19 protein-coding genes are annotated in these 19,932 nt (G+C 65.6%); 9 read left to right on the top strand and 10 right to left on the bottom strand.

Annotated features, from left to right (window positions below):
* Window positions 1-126: 126 nt before the first annotated feature.
* Genes QOL79_RS01970 through QOL79_RS01960 form a run of 3 tightly spaced genes read right to left on the bottom strand, consistent with a single transcriptional unit; the run spans window position 127 to window position 2,623 of the window.
* On the bottom strand, window positions 127-1,275 hold the full coding sequence (locus QOL79_RS01970; RefSeq protein WP_283418446.1) for a Gldg family protein: 1,149 nt from the start codon (window positions 1,273-1,275) through the stop codon (window positions 127-129).
* Window positions 1,272-1,655, bottom strand: coding sequence for a hypothetical protein (locus QOL79_RS01965; RefSeq protein WP_283418445.1), 384 nt, complete (start codon window positions 1,653-1,655; stop codon window positions 1,272-1,274). The genes QOL79_RS01970 and QOL79_RS01965 overlap by 4 nt, the downstream gene beginning before the upstream one ends.
* Window positions 1,652-2,623, bottom strand: a complete 972-nt coding sequence (locus tag QOL79_RS01960; protein ID WP_058454636.1) for a cysteine synthase A — start codon at window positions 2,621-2,623, stop codon at window positions 1,652-1,654. Before QOL79_RS01960 ends, QOL79_RS01965 begins: the two co-directional genes overlap by 4 nt.
* 195 nt (window positions 2,624-2,818) lie before the next feature.
* Between QOL79_RS01960 and QOL79_RS01955 the strand changes: the two genes are divergently transcribed.
* The gene (locus QOL79_RS01955) at window positions 2,819-4,888 is read left to right on the top strand and encodes a TonB-dependent receptor (RefSeq protein WP_283418444.1); all 2,070 of its coding nucleotides are present in this window, start codon (window positions 2,819-2,821) and stop codon (window positions 4,886-4,888) included.
* A gap of 63 nt (window positions 4,889-4,951) precedes the next feature.
* Here QOL79_RS01955 and QOL79_RS01950 read toward each other — a convergent pair whose 3' ends face one another.
* From QOL79_RS01950 to QOL79_RS01935, 4 genes are read right to left on the bottom strand one after another with little or no spacing between them, the layout of a single operon-like run.
* Window positions 4,952-5,491 (bottom strand): hypothetical protein, encoded by a 540-nt coding sequence (locus QOL79_RS01950; RefSeq protein ID WP_058454638.1) that lies wholly within the window; start codon window positions 5,489-5,491, stop codon window positions 4,952-4,954.
* A gap of 34 nt (window positions 5,492-5,525) precedes the next feature.
* Window positions 5,526-6,266, bottom strand: coding sequence for a 3-oxoacyl-[acyl-carrier-protein] reductase (fabG, locus tag QOL79_RS01945; RefSeq protein ID WP_283418443.1), 741 nt, complete (start codon window positions 6,264-6,266; stop codon window positions 5,526-5,528).
* 23 nt (window positions 6,267-6,289) lie between these two features.
* On the bottom strand, window positions 6,290-7,228 hold the full coding sequence (gene fabD, locus QOL79_RS01940; protein ID WP_283418442.1) for an ACP S-malonyltransferase: 939 nt from the start codon (window positions 7,226-7,228) through the stop codon (window positions 6,290-6,292).
* Window positions 7,229-7,272: 44 nt separating this feature from the next.
* A complete protein-coding gene (locus QOL79_RS01935; protein WP_283418441.1) occupies window positions 7,273-8,100 on the bottom strand; it encodes an LD-carboxypeptidase in 828 nt (275 codons plus the stop codon).
* Between the two features lie 149 nt (window positions 8,101-8,249).
* Here QOL79_RS01935 and QOL79_RS01930 point away from each other — a divergent pair, with 149 nt between their 5' ends.
* The 4 genes from QOL79_RS01930 (at window position 8,250) to rplI (ending at window position 11,035) form a co-directional block, all read left to right on the top strand.
* Window positions 8,250-9,635 (top strand): Mur ligase family protein, encoded by a 1,386-nt coding sequence (locus QOL79_RS01930; RefSeq protein WP_283418440.1) that lies wholly within the window; start codon window positions 8,250-8,252, stop codon window positions 9,633-9,635.
* A 158-nt stretch (window positions 9,636-9,793) separates the two neighbouring features.
* Window positions 9,794-10,159, top strand: coding sequence for a 30S ribosomal protein S6 (gene rpsF, locus QOL79_RS01925; RefSeq protein WP_058454643.1), 366 nt, complete (start codon window positions 9,794-9,796; stop codon window positions 10,157-10,159).
* A gap of 11 nt (window positions 10,160-10,170) precedes the next feature.
* Window positions 10,171-10,395 (top strand): 30S ribosomal protein S18, encoded by a 225-nt coding sequence (gene rpsR / locus QOL79_RS01920; RefSeq protein WP_058454644.1) that lies wholly within the window; start codon window positions 10,171-10,173, stop codon window positions 10,393-10,395.
* A 13-nt stretch (window positions 10,396-10,408) separates the two neighbouring features.
* Window positions 10,409-11,035 (top strand): 50S ribosomal protein L9, encoded by a 627-nt coding sequence (gene rplI / locus QOL79_RS01915; protein ID WP_058454645.1) that lies wholly within the window; start codon window positions 10,409-10,411, stop codon window positions 11,033-11,035.
* Window positions 11,036-11,138: 103 nt separating this feature from the next.
* On the opposite strand, the gene QOL79_RS01910 is transcribed toward rplI, so the two are convergent.
* Complete coding sequence (locus QOL79_RS01910) at window positions 11,139-11,426, bottom strand: 4a-hydroxytetrahydrobiopterin dehydratase (RefSeq protein ID WP_058454646.1); 288 nt, start codon at window positions 11,424-11,426, stop codon at window positions 11,139-11,141.
* A 52-nt stretch (window positions 11,427-11,478) separates the two neighbouring features.
* Between QOL79_RS01910 and QOL79_RS01905 the strand changes: the two genes are divergently transcribed.
* The 3 genes from QOL79_RS01905 to QOL79_RS01895 are packed head-to-tail and all read left to right on the top strand — an operon-like array spanning window position 11,479 to window position 13,132.
* Entirely contained in the window at window positions 11,479-11,907 is a 429-nt protein-coding gene (locus QOL79_RS01905; RefSeq protein ID WP_204993329.1) for a metallopeptidase family protein, read from the top strand.
* Window positions 11,904-12,488 (top strand): heme ABC exporter ATP-binding protein CcmA, encoded by a 585-nt coding sequence (ccmA, locus tag QOL79_RS01900; RefSeq protein ID WP_283418439.1) that lies wholly within the window; start codon window positions 11,904-11,906, stop codon window positions 12,486-12,488. The genes QOL79_RS01905 and ccmA overlap by 4 nt, the downstream gene beginning before the upstream one ends.
* Window positions 12,485-13,132 carry a heme exporter protein CcmB gene (locus QOL79_RS01895; RefSeq protein ID WP_058454649.1) on the top strand — a complete coding sequence of 216 codons (648 nt, stop codon included), beginning with the start codon at window positions 12,485-12,487 and terminating at the stop codon, window positions 13,130-13,132. Before ccmA ends, QOL79_RS01895 begins: the two co-directional genes overlap by 4 nt.
* Before the next feature lie 13 nt (window positions 13,133-13,145).
* Here QOL79_RS01895 and folE read toward each other — a convergent pair whose 3' ends face one another.
* On the bottom strand, window positions 13,146-13,742 hold the full coding sequence (gene folE / locus QOL79_RS01890) for a GTP cyclohydrolase I FolE (protein WP_058454650.1): 597 nt from the start codon (window positions 13,740-13,742) through the stop codon (window positions 13,146-13,148).
* A gap of 435 nt (window positions 13,743-14,177) precedes the next feature.
* Between folE and QOL79_RS01885 the strand changes: the two genes are divergently transcribed.
* A complete protein-coding gene (locus tag QOL79_RS01885) occupies window positions 14,178-17,129 on the top strand; it encodes a TonB-dependent receptor (protein ID WP_283418438.1) in 2,952 nt (983 codons plus the stop codon).
* A gap of 122 nt (window positions 17,130-17,251) precedes the next feature.
* Here QOL79_RS01885 and QOL79_RS01880 read toward each other — a convergent pair whose 3' ends face one another.
* On the bottom strand, window positions 17,252-19,786 hold the full coding sequence (locus QOL79_RS01880; protein WP_283418437.1) for a TonB-dependent receptor: 2,535 nt from the start codon (window positions 19,784-19,786) through the stop codon (window positions 17,252-17,254).
* Window positions 19,787-19,932 lie beyond the last annotated feature (146 nt).

Here is a 19,932-nt window from a genome sequence, read left to right as displayed (position 1 = left end):
ATTTTGGGGTGAATCGAGCAACCCGACGGGTCGGGGCGCGCGAAAACAAACCGCGCGCCGGGGCAACCACGGGCATGCGGCGGTGAATTGGCGTCCGGAGCTTGGGAAGTCTCTGCTTTGAGGCGCTTATTCGGCGGGCAATCGCGCCCAAAGCGGACGGAGTAGGGCGCGCGGCGCGTCGGGCCACAAACGGGCGGCGAGCCATTCCATCGTGTCGGCCCGGCGCAGATGGTTTGCCCAGACGGGATCGCCTTGCCACAGCGGCGCGAAGAGCAGGTCGGCATCGCCGACGAGCCAGACCTCACCGCGGCCGATCGGGCATCGCGCAATGCGGCTGGCAGCGAACGCCTGACACGCGGGCGCCAGGCGTTCGAAGCGGCCGGCGCTGAACAGCCGCAGCCTTGCGCCCTCGACGTCCACCGACCGCTCCTTCTCGCCTGCCGGCGCGGCAGCGAGCGTGACGCCCCAATGGTCGAGCAGCGGGGTCAGCAGGCTCGTCACCGGCGGATTGCGCGGATCGCCGATCGGATGGCGCACCGGCCAGCCCGTCAACGCATCGGCGAGGATGACGGCGCGTCCGCCGCCGCGCACGAAGGCGTCGATCGCAACCAGCTCCTGCGGCGCCAGCGCGCGCGGATGCGCGATGAGCAGCGCGCCACCGGACGCCGGCGGATGATCGACGAGGCTGTCGACAATCTCGACCGGCCCGCTCGCGCGGAGGCGGGCCAGCACCGGATCCTCGTTCGTGCCCGCCGCTATCATCGCCGCCATATCCTCGCCCGCCGACCAGCGCAGCGGCAGACCCGTGAGCAGGGTGACGGGCGGCCCAGACGCAATGGCGGGCCGGTAAAGCGCGGCGAGCAGCACATGCCCGGCGGCAAACCAGCCGGCGACGAACAGCGCCGCCATGAAGAAGGTCAGCGCCGCGCCCCTCCGCCACTGGACGAGCGTGTCGGCGACCGTTGCGGCGACCATCCATCCCACGGCAACCAGCGCGAGCTGGAGCCACGGCGATCCATCCGACATGGCGAGGGCCACAATCGTTTGTACCGCGAGGAGAATGAGCAGGGAGAGCGCGATCGCCCGCCACCGTTCGCCGCGCGTAGCGGAGCGCCGGCTCCATACGAGTATCAGCGTCGGCAGGGCCACCAGCGGAAGCGACAGCGCCGGATCGACCCGTCCAAGCGCGCATTGCCCGCCGACGATCCATCCGAGCGACAACGCGACAAGCGCCGCCGCCGCAGCGCGCAGCGCAAGCGATCCGCCGCGCGTCACTGCTTCGATTGGCGAGCCCGTGCGAGCGCCGGATCGGGTTCAAGGTCGGGCACCGTCGATTTGGGCGGGACCGGCGCCGCCTGCGGCGCCTTGGCGTCGCTCGGCACATTCTGGTCCTTCGAGACCGGCTGGACCCCCAATTCCTCGAGCGGGGCGCTGCCCGCGGGCGTCGTCGCGCCGGGCGCGACCGCCTGCGCAGTGGGGGCGGCTTGCTGCGCGGCGCTTTCGCGGGCGCGATCGCCGATCAGCCCCGCCATGCCGACGAGCAGCAAGACCGTCAGCACACCCGCAATGCCGATCTGGAGCCGGCGCACCGAATCGCTGACCTGCACCGGCGGCGATTCGACGCCCGACCGGGCTGCGGTTGTCTTGTTAGTCATGCCGCCAGCCCCTTGCTTGCCAGCCATTCGGGATTGTAGAGCGTCGACAGATAGCGAAAGCCGCTGTCGCAGAGGATCGTCACGATCCGGTTGCCCGGCCCGAGCTTTCGCGCGAGCGCCATCGCGCCGGCGACATTTATCCCGGACGATAGGCCGAGGCACAGCCCCTCCTCGTCGAGCAACTGGCGGACGATCTTCAGCCCCTCCTCGTCCGAGATACGGAATTGCGTATCGATCGGCGCGCCTTCGAGGTTGGCGGTAATGCGGTTCTGGCCGATACCCTCGGCCACGCTCGACCCTTCGGGTTTCAACTCGCCGCACTGGTAATAATTATAGAGTCCGGCGCCGTGCGGATCGGTGAGCGCAACGGTGATAGTCTGGTCCTTGGCCTTGAGCCCAAGCCCCGTCCCCGCGATGGTACCGCCGGTGCCCGCGGCGCATGTGAAGCCGTCGATGCGCCCCTCCATCTGTTCCCAGATTTCCTCGGCGGTGCCGAAAATATGTGCCTTGCGGTTCGCGATATTGTCGAACTGGTTCGCCCAGATCGCATTGTCGGTTTCCTCGGCGATGCGGCGCGACGTGTGGACGAAATGACCGGGGTTGGCGAAGGGCGCGGGCGGCACCAGCACCAGTTCGGCACCGAGCGCACGGATCGTCGCCATCTTCTCGGCACTCTGGTTGTCGGGCATGACGATGATCGTCTTGTACCCCAGCGCGTTGCCGACGAGCGCGAGCCCGATCCCGGTGTTGCCCGCCGTCCCCTCGACGATCGTGCCGCCGGGGCGCAGGCTCCCGTTCGCCTCTGCATCGCGGACGATATAAAGCGCGGCGCGATCCTTCACCGATCCGCCGGGGTTTGCATATTCGCACTTGCCCCAGATTTCGCACCCGGTGGCTTTGCTCGGCCCTTCGAGCAACACCAGCGGGGTGTTGCCGATCAGCTCGAGGCTCGTTCTGGCAATGGTCATGCCCCTGATCTAAGGTGCAGCCCGCGGCGCCGCAAGACAGCTTCTCTAGCAAGCGCCATCGCGCGCCTTTGTCGACCAACGGAGCACGAACGCCGACGAACGGCATTTCGGGCGAAGCGCGGCGGGTTGCGCTTGTGACAGTATAACATTACTGCGAGCCCGAATTCACGTCACGAACAACAGGATCTCCCCCACATGCGACTGCTCTCCGCCGCCGGTTTCACCCTTGCCGTCCTGATTTCCGCCCCCGCCTTTGCCCAGGATACGGCGCCGCAGACCGGCGACGACGATTATCATACCGACCAGGCGATCGTCGTCACCGCGCCCTTCGTGCGCAGCCTCGACATCCTCGGCAATGTGTCGGTGATGGAAGGCGAAAAACTGGCGCAGGACATCCGCGGCCAGATCGGCGACACGCTCGCCTCGCAGCCCGGCGTGTCGTCGAGCAGCTTCTCGCCCGGCGCCTCGCGCCCGATCCTGCGCGGTTTTTCGGGTGAGCGCGCCGCCGTGCTCGTCGACGGGCTCGGCGCGATCGACGCCTCCTCGACCTCGGCCGACCATGCGGTGTCGATCGACCCGCTGACCGCCGAGCGCATCGAAATCCTGCGCGGTCCCTCGGTCCTGCTCTTTTCGAGCCAGGCGGTCGGCGGCGCGGTCAACGTATTCGACCGGCGCATCCCGCGCGGCATCCCCGAAGCGCCTCTCCATCTCGATGCGCTCGCAAGCTATGGCACTGCTGCCGACGACAAAAGCATCGGCGCGTCGGTCGACGTGCCGCTGGGCGAGCGCTTCGTCGTCCATGCCGACGGCAATTACCGCGATTCGAACAATGTCCGCGTCGGCGGGCTGATTTATGCACCCGAACTGCGTGAACATCTGCTCGACCTCGCCGCCGACGCGAACGCCGATGGCGACGCTGCCGAAGCGACGCGTCTGACCGATGCCGCGAACAGCCGCGGCAAGGTGCCGAACAGCCAGAGCACCAGCAAGAGCGCGGGCGTCGGCGCCGCCTTCATCGACGACGGCGGCTCGCTCGGCATCAGCTTCGGCTATCTCGAGGATGATTACGGCATCCCGCCGCGCGCCGACATCGACGAAGTGCCGACGATCAAGGCGCGGCAATATCGCGTCGACCTGCGCGGCGAGGTCGAGCTGGGCGACGGCCTGTTCGAAAAGCTGCGCGTGCGCGGCGCCTATGCCGATTATGCGCATACCGAATTCGACGACGGCGAGCCGGGGACGCGCTTCACCAACAAGGGGATCGAGGCGCGCGCCGAACTGGCGCAGAACGACCGTGGCGGCTGGCGCGGGGCGAGCGGCATCCAGTACAGCTTCCGCGACTTCGCGGCGATCGGCGACGAAGCCTTCCTGCCGGCGAACGAGACGACGCGCATCGCGGCGTTCACCCTGCAGGAACTCGAACGCGGCCCGGTCACGCTGGAGGGTGCGCTGCGCTTTGAAAATTCGAAGGTGACCGCAAACAGCATCGGCTTCGATCGCTCGTTCGACAGTTTTTCGGGCGCGGCGGGTCTGTCCTACCAGCTCGCCGACGGCCTGAAGGCGAGCTTCTCGGTCTCGCGCAGCGAGCGCGCGCCGTCGGCGGAAGAGCTGCTGTCGGACGGCCCGCACGCCGCGACGCTGACCTATGAACGCGGCGACCCGACCTTCGACAAGGAAACGAGCTGGGGCGGCGAGGCGTCGCTGAAATTCAAGCGCGATGGCTGGTCGGCGGGGATCACCGGCTATGCGAGCTGGTTCGACAATTTCATCTATGAAACCGATACCGGCCTGATCGCCGATGACCTGCCCTTGTTCGAATTCCGCCAGAACAAGGCGCGTACCTGGGGCTTCGAGTTCGAGGGCGCCGCCCCGATCGCGCAGGTCGGCGGCTTTCACATCGCCGCCGATGCCACCGCCGACATGACGCGCGCGAAGATCGTCGACGGGCCTTTTGTGCCGCGCATCCCGCCGCTGCGCATCCGCGGCGGACTCGAAGCGTCGAGCGAACGGCTCGATGCGCGCGCCGAGGTCGAATGGACCGACGACCAGACCCGCATCGCGCCGTTCGAGACGGCGACCAAGGGCTTCACGCTCGTCAACGCCTCGCTGACGTGGCGCCCGCTGCCCGACACGAAGAATCTGTCGCTGACGCTCGCCGCCGACAATATCTTCGACGTCGACGCACGCCGCCACGCGAGCTTCACCAAGGATTATGTGCCGCTCGCCGGCCGCGATATCCGCATCACCGCCCGGGCGAGCTTCTGATCTCGGCGCGCCCGGCGGCGGCCGGGTCCGGCGCCGCCGCCGGACCCGGCCACTGTCGAAGGTTCAAAAAGGCAGGCGCTGGCGCTTGTTCCAATAGATCGAGGTAGCGGCCGCATAGGCCCCGACCTTTTCCCAGACCGACTGGTCGACCTTTTCGATGTCGACCCCGGCGTTGACATAGCCTTGAACGATCAGGACGATCTGGTCTTCGGTCATGTCACCCGACAGGTCGGGGTTCGCGCGGCCCGGCCCGAAATCGAGCGCCTTGTCCACGATTTCCGTCTTCAGGTTCGCTCGGGCAATGGCGCCGATCAGCCATTCGCGCGAAATCCGCGCGAGGCTATAGTCGAAATAATCGGCTTTCTGCGCTTCGGCGACCCCCTGGCTGGCGACGCAGCCATCGACGGTCTTGCGAAGCTGCTCGACCAGCGCGCTTCGTACGGCAGGATCGCCCTGCCCCACCATCGCTTCGCCAAGCGAAGCGCGGAAGGCCGGTGCCGATGCGGCGAACGGGCAGTCGAACTTTGCGCCTTCCTGCGCCGACGCCGCTCCTGAGATCGCCGCCAGCACCAAAGCCGCGCTTCCCGCCAAAGTCCTGAACATCAACCGGTTCCTTCCACCCCCACGGATCAATCCGTCAGGAGAGCATGGCCATGCCGCCGTTCACATGCAAGGTCTGGCCGGTAACATAGCCCGCTTCCTTCGACGCGAGATAGACCACGGCGGCGGCGATATCGCTCCCCTCGCCCATCCGGCCCGCGGGGATGCGCTGGTTCAGCGCTTCCTTCTGCGCCTCGGGCAGATCGTCGGTCATCGCGGTGGAGATGAAGCCCGGCGCGACGCAATTGGCGGTGATGCCGCGGCTTGCCAGTTCCTGCGCCAGCGCCTTCGTCATGCCGGTCACCCCCGCCTTCGACGCCGCATAGTTCGCCTGCCCCGGATTACCGGTCGCACCGACGACGCTGGTGATCGAGATGATGCGCCCGAAGCGCGCTTTCATCATCGGCTTGGCGGCAGCGCGCGCGAGACGGAAATTCGCTTCGAGATTGATGCGGATAACATCCGACCACTCCTCGTCCTTCATGCGCATGATCAGGTTATCGCGCGTCACCCCGGCGTTGTTGACGAGAATGTCGAGCTGCCCCAGCGCATCGACCGCCGCAGGAACGAGCGCATCGACCGCGGCTCCGTCGCCGAGATTGCACGGGAGCGCGACATGATCGCCGCCGAGCGTGTCGCGAAACGCGTTCAGCTTTTCGGCGTTGGAGCCTGAAACCGCAAGCCGCGCGCCCTGCGCCGCAAGCGCCTGCGCGATGGCCGAACCGATACCGCCAGAAGCGCCGGTGACGAGGGCGGTCATGCCGGTGAGATCGAACATGTTATTCTCCTGAAATCTGAATCTTAGAGCGTTTTTAGCAGCGCCTCGATATCGTCCATCGAAATCACGCTGACCGTCCCCACCTCGCCCGACGCGCTGCGCTTGACCATCGGCGAAAGCACCTTGCCGCCGAACTCGACGAACTGTGCGACGCCGATCTCCTCCATCGCGCCGACGCTTTCGCGCCAGCGGACGCGGCTGGTGACCTGGCTGACCAGCAGGTCGCGAATCGTGCCGGCATCGCTGACCGGGCTCGCGGTGACATTGGCGACGACGGGTACAAACGGTGCGGCGGGCGGGTTCGTGCCCAGCGCTTCGGCCATCGCATCGGCGGCGGGCTGCATCAGCGGGCAGTGGAAGGGCGCCGACACGGGCAGCAGCACACCGCGCTTGATCCCGAAATCCTTGACCAGTGCCACCGCACGCTCGACCGCACCCTTGTGGCCCGAGATCACGACCTGCGACGGATCATTGTCGTTGGCAACGGTACAGACCTCGCCCTCGGCCGCTGCATCGGCGAGCTTCTGCGCGGTGTCGATGTCCGCGCCGAGCAGCGCCGCCATCGCGCCGATGCCGACCGGCACCGCCGCCTGCATCGCTTGCCCGCGCGTCTTGAGCAGCCGCGCTGTCGTCGAGAGGTCGAAGGCACCGGCGGCGCAGAGCGCGCTATATTCGCCAAGGCTGTGGCCCGCGACATAATCGGCCGTAGCGGCGAGCGTGACGCCGCCTTCCTTCTCCAGCACGCGCAGCGTGGCGATCGCGTTCGCCATGATCGCGGGCTGGGCATTTTCGGTAAGCGTGAGCTGGTCTTCGGGGCCTTCGCTCATCAGCTTGAACAGCTTCTGACCGAGCGCCTCGTCGACCTCCTGAAACACTTCGCGGGCGACCGGCGATGCGTCGGCGAGCGCCTTGCCCATACCAACCGACTGGCTGCCCTGACCCGGAAAGATGAATGCGCGCATGTTCGCGTCCCCTGATGTTTTGAATTGGCCTCGCGCCTATTCGCTCACCCCGCGCGATGCAAGCCGAAGGGCACCACCTTGTTCGCCGCGTCATGGCCGATGTCGGCGCGGCCGAGATACGGAATGCCGGTGCGCACGCACCAGTCGCGGGCGATGTCCTCCGCCTCCACCCCGAACGGCCGGTCGTTCTCGGGCACGTCGCTGACGCGGCCGAGCCGGATGCCCGCGAGCCCGCGCGTCGCCAGATAGGTCGCGACATGAAAGAAGGCGCGGTCGAAAGCGTAGAGATATTCGCTGACCTCCTCGACGATCAGGACATGGCCCGCGAGGTCGGGCTCGAGCGGGGTGCCGAGCAGCATCGACAAGGTCGTCAGGTTGAACGCGGCGTGCCGCGCGCCGTGCGCCAGCCCCGGCTCGCACGCAGCGGGATCGCGCGCGACGAGCCAGTCGAGCGCGCGCGTGATCGCCGCATCGCCCCCGGTGCGTCGGATGTCGGCGACCATCGGCCCGTGCGCGACATGGTCGAAGCCGTCGCGATAGAGCGCGCCGAGCAAATTGCCCTGGTCGGAATAGCCGAGGAACGCCTTGCCGCGCGCCGCCGGAGTCATCGCAGCGACCGCATCCTCGGCGATGCGGCAGGCGCCATAGCCGCCGCGCGCAAACCAGACCGCCTCGATATCGGGCCGGTTCGCCATGTCGACGAGGGCCGCAAAACGGTGCCCGTCCTCACCCGCGAAATGGCCGTGGACCGCGAAACATTGCGGGTCGAATTCCAGTTCGACGTCGGGATAACCAAGGCTGGCGATCGCGCGCACCGCCTCGGCATCGTCGGGCAGGATGGGGGTACTGGGGGCGACGATTCCTATACGCATGAATCCCCCATATCCGTTCGCATCGAGCGAAGTCGAGATGCCCTTCAGCCTTGGGCCATCCCGACAGCTGTCTCGACTTCGCTCGACACGAACGGAAATCGGGGCGAGTGCCAGTTGCAAACCCTCCCTCAAGGCCATAACGCCGCGCCATGTCGGAAAACAAATCCTATTTCTTCTGCGGCGTCGGCGGGTCGGGAATGCTGCCGCTCGCAATGATCGTCGCGGCGCGCGGAAGCGCGGTCGCGGGCTCCGATCGCAGCCGCGACCAGGGGCGCAGCCCAGGCAAGTTCGACTGGATCGAACGGCAGGGCATCGCGCTTTTTCCGCAGGACGGCAGCGGCGTCGCCGCGGGCCAGACGCTTGTCGCCTCGGCCGCAGTCGAGGACAGCGTGCCCGATATCGCCGCCGCGAACGCGCTCGGCCTGCCGCGTCTGACCCGCGCCGACCTCAACGCCGCGCTGTTCAACGAGGCGGAACGGGCGATCGGCGTCGGCGGCACCAGCGGCAAGTCGACCGTCACCGGCATGATCGGCTGGATCCTCGAACGCGCGGGCGCCAAGCCGACAGTCATGAACGGCGCAGTGATGCGCAATTTCGCCAGCGACACGATGCCCTTTGCGAGCGCGCTCGTCGGCGATGCCGCCACCTATGTCAGCGAAGTCGATGAAAGCGACGGGTCGATCGCGCTTTACCGGCCCGACGTTGCGGTGGTCACCAACATCAGCCTGGACCACAAGAGCCTCGAAGAGCTCCACCAACTCTTCGGCGACTTCGCCGCGAAAGCACGCGTCGCGGTTATCAACGCCGACGACGCCGAATCAGCGCCGTTGCTCGTCGGCGCCAATGTCGCCACCTTCGGCTTCACGGACACGGCGCACGTGTGTGGCAGCGACTTCGAAGCCCTTCCCGATGGGTGCCGCTTTACCGTGAATGTCGAAAGCACAGCGCACGCCGCCACCCTGCGGATGCCCGGCCGCCACAATGCCGCCAATGCGCTCGCCGCGATCGCCGCAACCCGCGCGGCGGGCGTTCCCGTCGCAGAGGCGGTGGCGGCGCTCGCAAGCTTCGCGGGCCTCGCGCGCCGCTATGAGGTGCTCGGTCAGGCGAACGGCGTCACCGTGATCGACGATTTCGCGCACAATCCCGACAAGGTTGCCGCGACCCTCGCCGCGGTCGCCGAACTGCCGGGCCGCGCGTTGCTCTTTTTCCAGCCGCACGGTTACGGCCCGCTCCGCCAGATGGGCGCCGAACTCGCGGCGAGCTTTGCGAAGGGTATGCGCGAAAGCGACAAGCTGTACGTCAGCGATCCCGTCTATTTCGGCGGCACCGTCGACCGCAGCGTCGGCGGTGAAAAGCTCGTCGCCGATATCGTCGCAGGCGGCGCCGACGCGGTGCATCTGACTACCCGCGCCGAATGCGGCGCCGCGATGCTGGGTGAAGCGAAGCCCGGCGACCGCATCCTGATCCTCGGCGCGCGCGACGACACGCTGACCGAATTCGGACGCGAGTTGCTGGAAAAGCTCGGCCAAGCTTGATTTCCGCGCGCGAATCTGTATAGGCGCGCTCATCCGGGGCGAGGCCACGTTGCCATCGCCCCGTTTGCTTTGCACCAATACGCAAAGCCGGACGACAGCCGGAGGGGTTTCGCGATTGGCGCGGGATCAGCGATCGGCCAAATCGAAGGACGCAAACCATGCCGTTTTACGAGCATGTCTTTATCGCGCGTCAGGACCTGAGCCAGGCTCAGGTCGATGCGCTCGCCGAAGGGGTCGCGGGAATCGTGACCGAATATAAGGGGCAGGTCCACAAGACCGAAACCTGGGGCCTCAAGCAGCTCGCGTACAAGATCGCGAAGAACCGTAAGGGCCATTATGTGATGGTGTCGGCCGAAGTGTCGGGCGAAGCCATCGCCGAGATCGAGCGTCAGGCGTCGATCAACGAAGATATCATCCGCTGGCTCACCATCAAGGTCGACGAACTCGAAAAGGGTCCGTCGGTGATGATGCGCAAGCAGGAACGCCGCGGCGGCCGTGGCCGTGACCGCGACGGCGAAGAATAAGGATAACGACAATGGCACGACCCTTTTTCCGCCGCCGCAAGACCTGCCCCTTCAGCGCGAAGGACGCACCGGTCATCGATTTCAAGGACGTCCGCCTGCTCCAGGGTTACCTGTCGGAGCGCGGCAAGATCGTCCCGTCGCGGATCACCGCGGTGTCCACCAAGAAGCAGCGCGAGCTGGCGAAGGCGATCAAGCGCGCCCGCCACATCGGCCTGCTCCCCTACATTGTGAAGTAAGGAGGGCGGACCGATGGAAATCATCCTGCTCGAACGTATCGAGAAACTGGGCGGTATCGGCGATGTCGTCACCGTCAAGAACGGCTTTGCCCGCAACTTCCTGTTGCCCAACAACAAGGCGCTGCGCGCGAACGAAGCCAACCGCAAGCTGTTCGAAGCCAACCGCTCGAAGATCGAGGCCGACAACGCCGAGCGCCGTACCGCAGCCGAAGGCCATGCCAAGGATGTCGACGGCAAGCAGGTCGTCCTGATCCGTCAGGCGTCGAACACCGGCCAGCTCTATGGTTCGGTCTCGGTGCGTGACATCGTCGACGCGCTGGTCGAGGACGGCGCCGCGAACATCACCAAGGCGATGGTCGAGCTCGAACGCCCGATCAAGTCGCTCGGCCTGTTCGACGTCAAGGTGAAGCTGCACCCCGAAGTCGTCGTGACCGTTCAGGTCAACGTCGCGCGCTCGCCGGACGAAGCCGAAATGCAGAAGCAGGGCATCGACGTGATCGCCGCCATGTTCGAGGAAGAACAGGCCGAAGCGGTTGCCTCGGCGCTCGAGCCCGACAGCGAAGACGAGTTCGAGGACGCCACGCCCCCGTCGGAACTGGCTGCCGAAGCGCCCGCCGCGGACGAAGGCGAGGAAGCCTAAGCTCCCTCTCCTCTCGCAAGAGACAGGAAAGGCCCCGGGACAAGGTTCCGGGGCCTTTTTCCTTGCCGGAAGAACGAGGTCGGGCGGAATCCCGCTCCCTCCCCTAGAGCAAAGCCTCGATCGCTTCGGCGAGCGCGACGTCGCGTTCCGACAGTCCTTCTGCGTCATGCGTCGTCAGCAATATGTCGACCCGATTATAGACGTTCGACCATTCGGGATGATGGTCCATTTTCTCGGCGATGATCGCGACGCTCGCCATAAAGCCGAAGGCCTGCGCGAAATCGTCGAACCTGAACCGGCGGGTGATGCCGTCGCGCACCGGCTCGTGGGTCCATTCGGGAAAGCGCGCGAACAGCGCCGCGCGCTCCGCATCGTCGAGTTTCCGGACCATCGCATTTTCTCCCGCTGGTAAAGGCCGAGCCGCCGCCATAAGGAAGGGCGCGATGAGCGACAAGAGTGCCACGACCCGACTTCCGCCCGGCTGGACGGGAACCGCCCCCGATGCCGATGCGATCTTCGCGATGGCCGAGGCGGCGCTCGAGACCATGCCCGCCGTCTTCAAGCCGCACATCCGCGACGTCGTGATCGAGATTTCGGAATTCGCCGACGACGAAACGCTCGCTTCGCTCGATATCGAACATCCCTATGACCTCACCGGCCTGTACGAAGGCCGCCCGCTCACCGAGCGCAGCATCGACCAGAGCGGCGGGATGCCCGACCGGGTGACGCTCTACCGCATTCCCATTCTCGTCGAATGGATCGAGGGCGGCGAGCGCCTCGACTGGCTGGTGCGCCATGTGCTGATCCACGAGATCGGCCATCATTTCGGCTTTTCCGACGACGACATGCACGCGCTGGAAGACATGGCGTGACGGAGCTTTTGCGGCTCGACGGCGTGGCGTGCATCCGCGGCGAGCGGCTGTTGTTCGAGGGGCTGTCGCTGGCGCTCGGCCGGGGCGAAGCGCTGTGGCTGCGCGGACCGAATGGCGCCGGCAAGTCGAGCCTGATCCGGCTCGCCGCGGGGCTGCTGCGGCCCGCGGCCGGGACGGTGACCCGCCGCGAGCGCATCGCGATGATCGACGAGGCCGCGGCGCTCGATGCCGAGCTGCCGCTGCGCAAGGCGCTCGATTTCTGGGCGCGGGTCGATACCGTCGACGGTCCTGTCGTGACGCGCGCGATGGACGACATGGCGCTGGCTTCGCTCGCCGAAGTGCCGGTCTCGATGCTCTCGACCGGCCAGCGCAAACGCGCCGCGATGGCGCGCGTCATCGCCAGCAGCGCGCCGATCTGGCTGCTCGACGAACCCGCCAACGGCATGGACGATGCGGCGCAGGCACGGTTGGTCGCGGCGATCGCGAAGCATCGCGCCAACGGCGGCGCTGTGTTGCTCGCCTCGCATTTCACGCTCGGCATTTCCGATCTGGCCGAACTCGACATGGGCGCGCTCGCATGACGGCGCTCATCGCCCTGTTCTGGCGCGACCTGCGCCGCGCGTGGGGCAGCGGGGCGCTGTGGCTGCCGGTCGTCTTCTTTTTGCTCGTCGCGACCGCCTTTCCCTTCGCGGTCGGACCCGACGCGCCGCTGCTCGCGCGGACCGGCGGCGGGATGATGTGGGTCGCGGCCCTCCTCGCCGCGCTGCTTCCGATCGACCGCCTCGTGCGTCCCGATCGTGAGGCAGGAGTGCTCGACCAGCTGGCGGTGCGCGGTTTCGCCGACGAAGCGGTCGCAGCGGTCAAGATCGCGGCTCATGCCGTCGGCTTCGGCCTGCCCCTACTCGTCGCGCTGCTCCCCGCCGCCGCGCTGCTGGCGCAGGATGCGACGCGGGTCCACACGCTCGCAACGGGCCTTGCCCTTGCGATCCCGGCGCTTGCCTCGCTCGCGGTGCTGAGCGCGGCGCTCACTGCCAACCTCAAGGGTGGCAGCGCGATCGGCGGCCTGCTCGTTCTGCCGCTGGCGGTCCCGATGCTGATCTTCGGTGCGGGGATGCTCGACCCCTCGGGGCGCGGTGCGATGAAGCTGCTCGGCGCGGCGAGCCTGCTGTTGACGGTGATCGGCCCCTTCGCGGCGGGCGCGGCGCTCAGGGGTTTGCGCGAATAGGAGCGGCGCCCCCTCAATATCCCATCAGCGCGAGCACTTCCTTGCGGCTGCGCTCATCGTCGAGGAAGCAGCCGAGCAGGCGGCTGGTGACCATGCCCACGCCCGGGGTGCGGACGCCGCGCCCGGTCATGCAGCCATGCTGCGCGTCGATCACCACCGCAACGCCGTGCGGGTGCAAATTGTCCCAGATGCATTTGGCGACTTCGGCGGTCAGCCGCTCCTGCACCTGCAGGCGCCGCGCGAAACCGTTGAGCACGCGCGCGAGTTTCGAAATGCCGACGACCCGGTCGCGCGGCAGATAGGCGATCGACGCCTTGCCGGTGATCGGTGCCATATGGTGTTCGCAATGCGACTGGAACGGAATGTCGCGCAGCATCACGATCTCGTCATAGCCGCCGACCTCCTCGAAGGTGCGCGACAGATGGATCGCCGGATCTTCGGCATAGCCCTGGCAATATTCGAGCCACGCGCGCGCGACGCGCCGCGGCGTATCGACCAGCCCCTCGCGCGTCGGATCGTCGCCGGCCCATTCGATCAGCGTGCGCACCGCTCCCAGCACCTCGTCCGGGACCACGGGCTTGCCGTCCGCGCCCAGTTCCACCTTTGCCATCCACCCTGCCTTCACTGTTGCATCAATGCCGCACATTTCGGCGCGAAGCGCGCGATGCGCAACCCCGGTACGTCAATAATTTATCGGCCCCTGCCAAGTTTACGTTGCGGAATCTGCGCTTTTTCCATTTCGGGACTCGCCTGAATTTCCGACGGTTTTTGGCGTAACAAGTGACTTGACGCTTTCGTCAACTCGGCGCACCTTCGAGTCATTACAGAGTTCGCTCGAGCGGGCCGTAATCAGGAGATGCCGGCGTACTTCCCCGACGCCGGTGGGAGAGGACGATGACCAGCCTTGCTGGCAAGCGGGATACACGCAGGCACTTGGCCGTTCCGGCTCGGCGCGCTTTGCCACGTCTGGTCTCGGCCCCTCCCCTTTAAGCACAATTGAGTTTGGGCGGCCCGCAAGCGCGGGTTCGAAAAAGGGAGGATGTTGATGAAGTTCAAGGCACTGATCGGTTCGTCGGTCGTTGCGATGGCGGTGGCGACACCGGCGCATGCGCAAAGCGCGGACAGCGAAAGCAGCAATGCTTACGGAAGCGAGATCGTCGTCACGGCGCAGCGCCAGGCCGAACGCCTGCAGGACGTGCCGATCGCGGTCAGCGCTTTTTCGGCCGAGGCACTGGAATCGCAACAGATCGAGAATGCGTCCGACCTTCAGCTCACCCTGCCCAACGTCACCTTTTCCAAGGGCAATTTCACCGGCTCGAGCTTTACCATCCGCGGCATCGGCGACCTTTGCGTCGGCTTCAGCTGCGACAGCGCGACCGCTATCCATGTGAATGGTTCGCCGCTGTTCGGTACCCGCCTGTTCGAGACGGAATATTTCGACCTTGAGCGCATCGAGGTGCTGCGCGGACCGCAGGGCACGCTGTTCGGCCGCAACGCGACCTCGGGCGTCGTCAACTTCGTCACCGCCAAGCCCAAGCCCGGCGAGTTCCAAGCGTCGGTCGACGGCGAATATGGCAATTTCGATGCGTGGAAAGTCAAGGGGATGGTCAACGTCCCGCTGGGCGACACGCTGGCGGTCCGTGCCGCGGGCTTCTACCTGAAGCGCGGCGGCTATACGAAGAACCTGTTCGACGGCAGCCACATCGACGGCCGCGAAATGTACGCGATCCGCGGTTCGCTGCGCTGGGAGCCGGGCCCGGACACGACGCTGGACCTGATGGGCTATTATTTCCGCGAAAAGGATGACCGCCTTCGTATCCAGAAGCAGCTCTGCCAGCGCGATCCGACCGGCGTGCTCGGCTGCCTCAACAACCGCCGCGAATATGGCAAGGTCAACGGCAACGCGACCTTCCCCAGCGTGCTGGGCTCGCGCGAAGTGTTCGGCCTCAACGGCATTTCGCCCGCGCTCGGGCTTGGAACCGGCAGCCTCTACGGCGCCGACATCAACGCGACATCGGTCGAACCGGCCGATGTGCGGACGGTCAACACCGACTTCACGCCCGAATATTTCACCGACGAAATCCAGGCGCAGGCGCATCTCGACCATAGCTTCGGGACGATCAATCTCGGCCTCACGGGTATCTATCAGCGCACGCGGGTCGATTCGCGGCAGGACTACAACCTCGACGTCGCCAGCCGCGCGCCGCTGCAACAGGGCCTGAATTCGCTGGCCTTCCTCGCGGCCAACGGCATCCCCGGCCTGCCCGGCACGAACGCCTATTTCGCGCCGATCGCGGCCGCGCTGATCCCGAACGGACCGGCGGGCAATGTCTGCACGTCGAACACAAATCCGAACGGCCTCGGCGTCTTCGGCGGCGACGCCATCTGTGCGGCGACCCCCCTGTCCTTCGACCGCTCGGTCGCGAAGAATGAAAGTTGGGCGGGTGAAGCCATCATCACCAGCGACTTCGACGGACCGCTCAACTTCCTGCTCGGCGGCATCTATTCGCAGTCGAAGACGACCGACGGCGACTATTATGTCAATTCCTTCTCGATCGACTATTTCGCATCGCTGTTCGGCACCTTTACCGCGCTGTCGCGGGGCCTGCCGCCGTCCTACCTCGGCTCGCCCTACTTCCGGAACCATGACGAGGTGTTCAAGCTGACCTCCTACGGGATTTTCGGCGAGGCCTATTTCGAGGCGAGCGACCGGCTGAAATTCACCGTCGGCCTGCGCTACAACAACGACAAGAAGCGCGACATCTCGAACTCCACGCTGGCGAACTTCCTGGTCCCCTACTCCACGACCGGCGACATCTTCCAGTCGCCCTATTCGGGGACGTTCGACGCCGACACGGGCGCGACCGGACTGCCGGGGCCGCAGCGGTTCCGCGACCGGACCTTCAAGTTCGACGAATTCACCGGCCGCGCCGTCGTCGACTTCAAGATCACCGACGACAATCTCCTCTATGCGTCCTACTCGCGCGGCTACAAATCGGGCGGCATCAACCCGGCGCTGCAGGTGATCATTCCCGGCGTGACCGAAACCTTCGATTCCGAAATCGTCGACGCGTTCGAGATCGGTTCGAAGAACACCTTCGGCGGCGGCCAGCTGCAGCTGAACCTGACGGGCTTCTATTATAAATATAAGGGCCTGCAGCTCAGCCGCATCGTCGCGCGCACCTCGCTCAACGACAATGTCGACGCCGACATCTGGGGCATCGAGGTGGAAGGGATCGTCCGGCCCGATCCGGACTGGCTGATCAACCTCGGCTTCAGCTACCTCAACACCAAGGTCACCGACGACACGCTGTTCATCAACCAGCGCGATCCGTCGGGCGGCCTGCCGAATTCGGTGATCATCAAGGATATCGGCCAGGCGTTCAACTGCGCCATCGTCGCCAATGTCGGCGGCCAGGCCGCGGCCGATGCCTTCGTCACCGCGGTGAACAACGGCATCAACGCCAGCCGCGGACTGACCGCAGCCAACGGCCTGCGCGGGCCGACCGCCTTCCCGTCGGACTCGGGGCTCGGTGCCGGCAGCGGAGCCTTCTCGAGCTGCGACGCGCTCGTTGCTGCGGCTGCGGGCACCGGCGGCGCGATCACCGCTTATGGCGGCGGCGTGCCGATCAGCATCAAGGGCAACAAGCTGCCGCAGGCGCCGAACGTCAAATTCTCGGCCGGTGTCCAGCACACGATCAACTTCGACAGCGGCATGTCGCTCGTCCCGCGCATGGATCTCACCTACACCGGCGACAGCTATGGCAATATCTTCAACGGCCGGGTGAACAAGGTGAAGGGATATGCGCAAGCCAATGCCCAGATCCAGCTCAACGGCAGAGACGACCGCTGGTATGTGCGTGGTTTCGTGCAGAATATCTTCGACAGCAACGCAACGACGGGTCTGTACCTGACCGACCAGTCGTCGGGCCTGTTCACGAACATCTTCACGCTCGAACCGCGCCGTTACGGCATCGGCGCCGGGGTCAAATTCTGACCCTGCGCACAGCGTAAACAAAAAGGCCCGGCCTCTCCGTCGAGGGGCCGGGCTTTCTTTTGCCCCAGCAAGAAACCAAAAAGGGCGCGCCGGAACGACGCGCCCTTTCCGTTATGCGTCCCTTAGAAAGAAGCGCGAAGCTTCACACCATAGAAGCGCGGCGGCGCGGGATAGACCGCGAAGCTCGTGCCCTGCTCGGGAACCGGGAACGACGTGATATTATAATATTTGTTGAACAGGTTCTCGACATAGGCCTCGATACCGAACTTGTTGTCGTTGAAGTTCAGACCGACGCGCGCGTTGACGATCGAATAGCCGTCATTCTTCGTGAACGGCACGCCGAGCGGCGAGTTGAGCGTATTCGAGTCGCTGTTCGTCCGCGCATCGATGTGGACGAGACCGCCGACCGAGCTGCTGAGCTGCGGCGTCCAGGTCATTGCCGAGGTAATGACATGGCGCGGCGAATTGGTCAGCGGCTTGCCATTGTCGCTGCCCGCCAGCGGATCCTTCACCTCGGTATCGAGGTAGGTGTAGCCGAACTGGAAGGTCAGGTCGCTCACCGGGCGGATGATCGTGTCGAGCTCGACGCCCTGCGAGATCACCTTGTCGAAGTTGCGGACCACGAAGCGCGTCCCTTCGAACGCATTGTTCTGATAGCCCTTGAACGTCGAGTGGAACAGCGAGGCGTTGACCTGGAAGGCGTGGCCGAAATTGCTCTTCACGCCGACTTCGAACACGTCGGCCGTTTCGTTGCCGAATTCCAGATCGGTGATCTGCGCACCGTTGCCGCCGAGCAGAACGCTGTCGAACGAGCCGCGGTCGAGGTTGTAACCACCCGACTTGTAGCCACGGTCGTAACCACCATAGAGCAGGACATCGTCCGTGACCTTGAACGACAGCTTCGCCGTGCCGGTGAACTCGCTTTCGCTGCGGTCGCCGGTGTAGTTGCCGTTGAACTCCGAATTGACGGTCGGGTTGCAGGCATAGAGATAGACCAGCGGGAAGCGCGCACCGAGACCGGCGCGATAGGCGGCAGCGCCGGGGCTCTGCAGGAACGAACAGGCCGGAACAACCGAGTTCAGGTTGGCCTTGATGTCCTTGTTCTCGTGGTTGTAGCGTAGGCCGAGCGTCAGCGAGAGCTGGTCGGTGAAGTTGACGATATTGTGCGTGAAGAGCGCGAAGGCTTCGGTCTTGACGCTATACTGGTCGGCAACCTGGCCGCCCCCGTCGGGCGTGCGCGGCAGCGGCACACCGGCATAGACCGGCACGAGCGGCCCGAGCGTGCCGTAAAGCTGCAGGCCCTGCGCCGGCAGGCCCGGTTGCCCGGCGGTCAGCGCGTTGAACATGCCGTCGACGAACTGGTCGGCCTGGGTGCCGAAGCGCACCCGGTCGGTGAGCGTCGTCTTTTCGTTCAGGTAGAAACCGCCGACCAGCCAGTCGAGACCACCGTCGAACGCCGAACCGTTGAACCGGATTTCCTGCGTGAAGTCGGTGAGGCCGGTGCGATAGCCGTCGCGATAGGCGCGATCGAGACCCGAGAAATCGATGTCCTGGTTACGCAGCGCCTTCCAGTCGCGATAGGCGGTGATCGAGGTCAGCGTCACATCGCCCAGATCCCAGTTCAGCTCGCCGGAAACGCCCCATTCGTCGACCTTTTCGGACAGGTCGCGGTTCGGCGACGTTGCCATCGTGCGCGACTTGGCATCGAACGGCCGGACGATACCGACGCGGCCGACGGCGCCGCCGAGCAGCGGGTTGGCCGAAAAGGCCTGGATGACGTTGCTGGCCGCAAAACCGAGCACGGTGTTGATGTCCGCCGGGTTGGGAGCGATCAGGAAGCCCGAATTGGTGTTGATCGCGCCGCAGCACTGCTCGTCGGTCTTGGCATAGTCGCCGATGATGCGAAGGCTGATGTCATCTTTCTCGAACAGCGCCTGACCGCGAACGAACCAGCGATCTACATCGTTGAAGCGACGATCCGAATTGGCGTCTTTGATATAGCCGTCGCGCTTGTGATAGCCACCGTCGAGCCGGAGCGCGACCGCCTCGGAAAGACCGCCGGTGATGCCTGCCTTGGCCTCGATCTCGTCATAATTGCCATAGCTGAGCTCGGCGTAGCCACCGAGGTCGAACGAGGGCTTCTGGGTAATGATGTTGAGCGCACCGGCCGAAGTGTTGCGGCCGAACAATGTGCCCTGCGGACCGCGCAGCACTTCGACGCGATCGATCGGGGGCAAGTCGGCCAGCGCGACGCCCGCACGCGCCCGGAGCACGCCATCGATGAATACGCCCACGGCAGGCTCGAACCCGGGGTTGTCGCCAGCGGTACCGATACCGCGGATGCGCAGCACGACGCCGGTCGCCGACGACTGACCCGTCGTCACCTGAAGGCTCGGCGCCACCTGACGGAGACCGCGAATGTCCGAGATGCCGGCGTTGGCAAGCTGCTCGCCGCCAACGACGCTCAGGGCAATTGGCACATCCTGTGCGATCTGCGAACGGCCGGTGGCGGTAACGATGATCTCGTTACCATATTCGGCTTCGTCATTGGTGGTCGCGGTGTCGGCAGACGCATCGGCGTCCTGGGCAAAGGCGTAGGCAGGGGTGGTCGCGGCGCACAGCATGGTGGCGCCCAACAGGATGTTGCGCAAAGTCATGATGTCTCTCTCTCTCTCCAAACCGCCGGACGCAGCCCAAAGGCCTAAGTGGGAGATGCCCAGCAGCAACGTGTCGCTGTAGCGACCGCAACCGGCGCGTCAACGCGCGCATGCGGAAATTGGCAAAATTTCGTGGATTCGTGGCC

This window comes from Sphingopyxis sp. Geo48 (genome assembly GCF_949769155.1).
Lineage (GTDB): Bacteria > Pseudomonadota > Alphaproteobacteria > Sphingomonadales > Sphingomonadaceae > Sphingopyxis.
The sequence above is the reverse complement of the archived record's forward strand: the minus strand, read 5'-3'. Positions and strand labels throughout refer to the sequence as shown.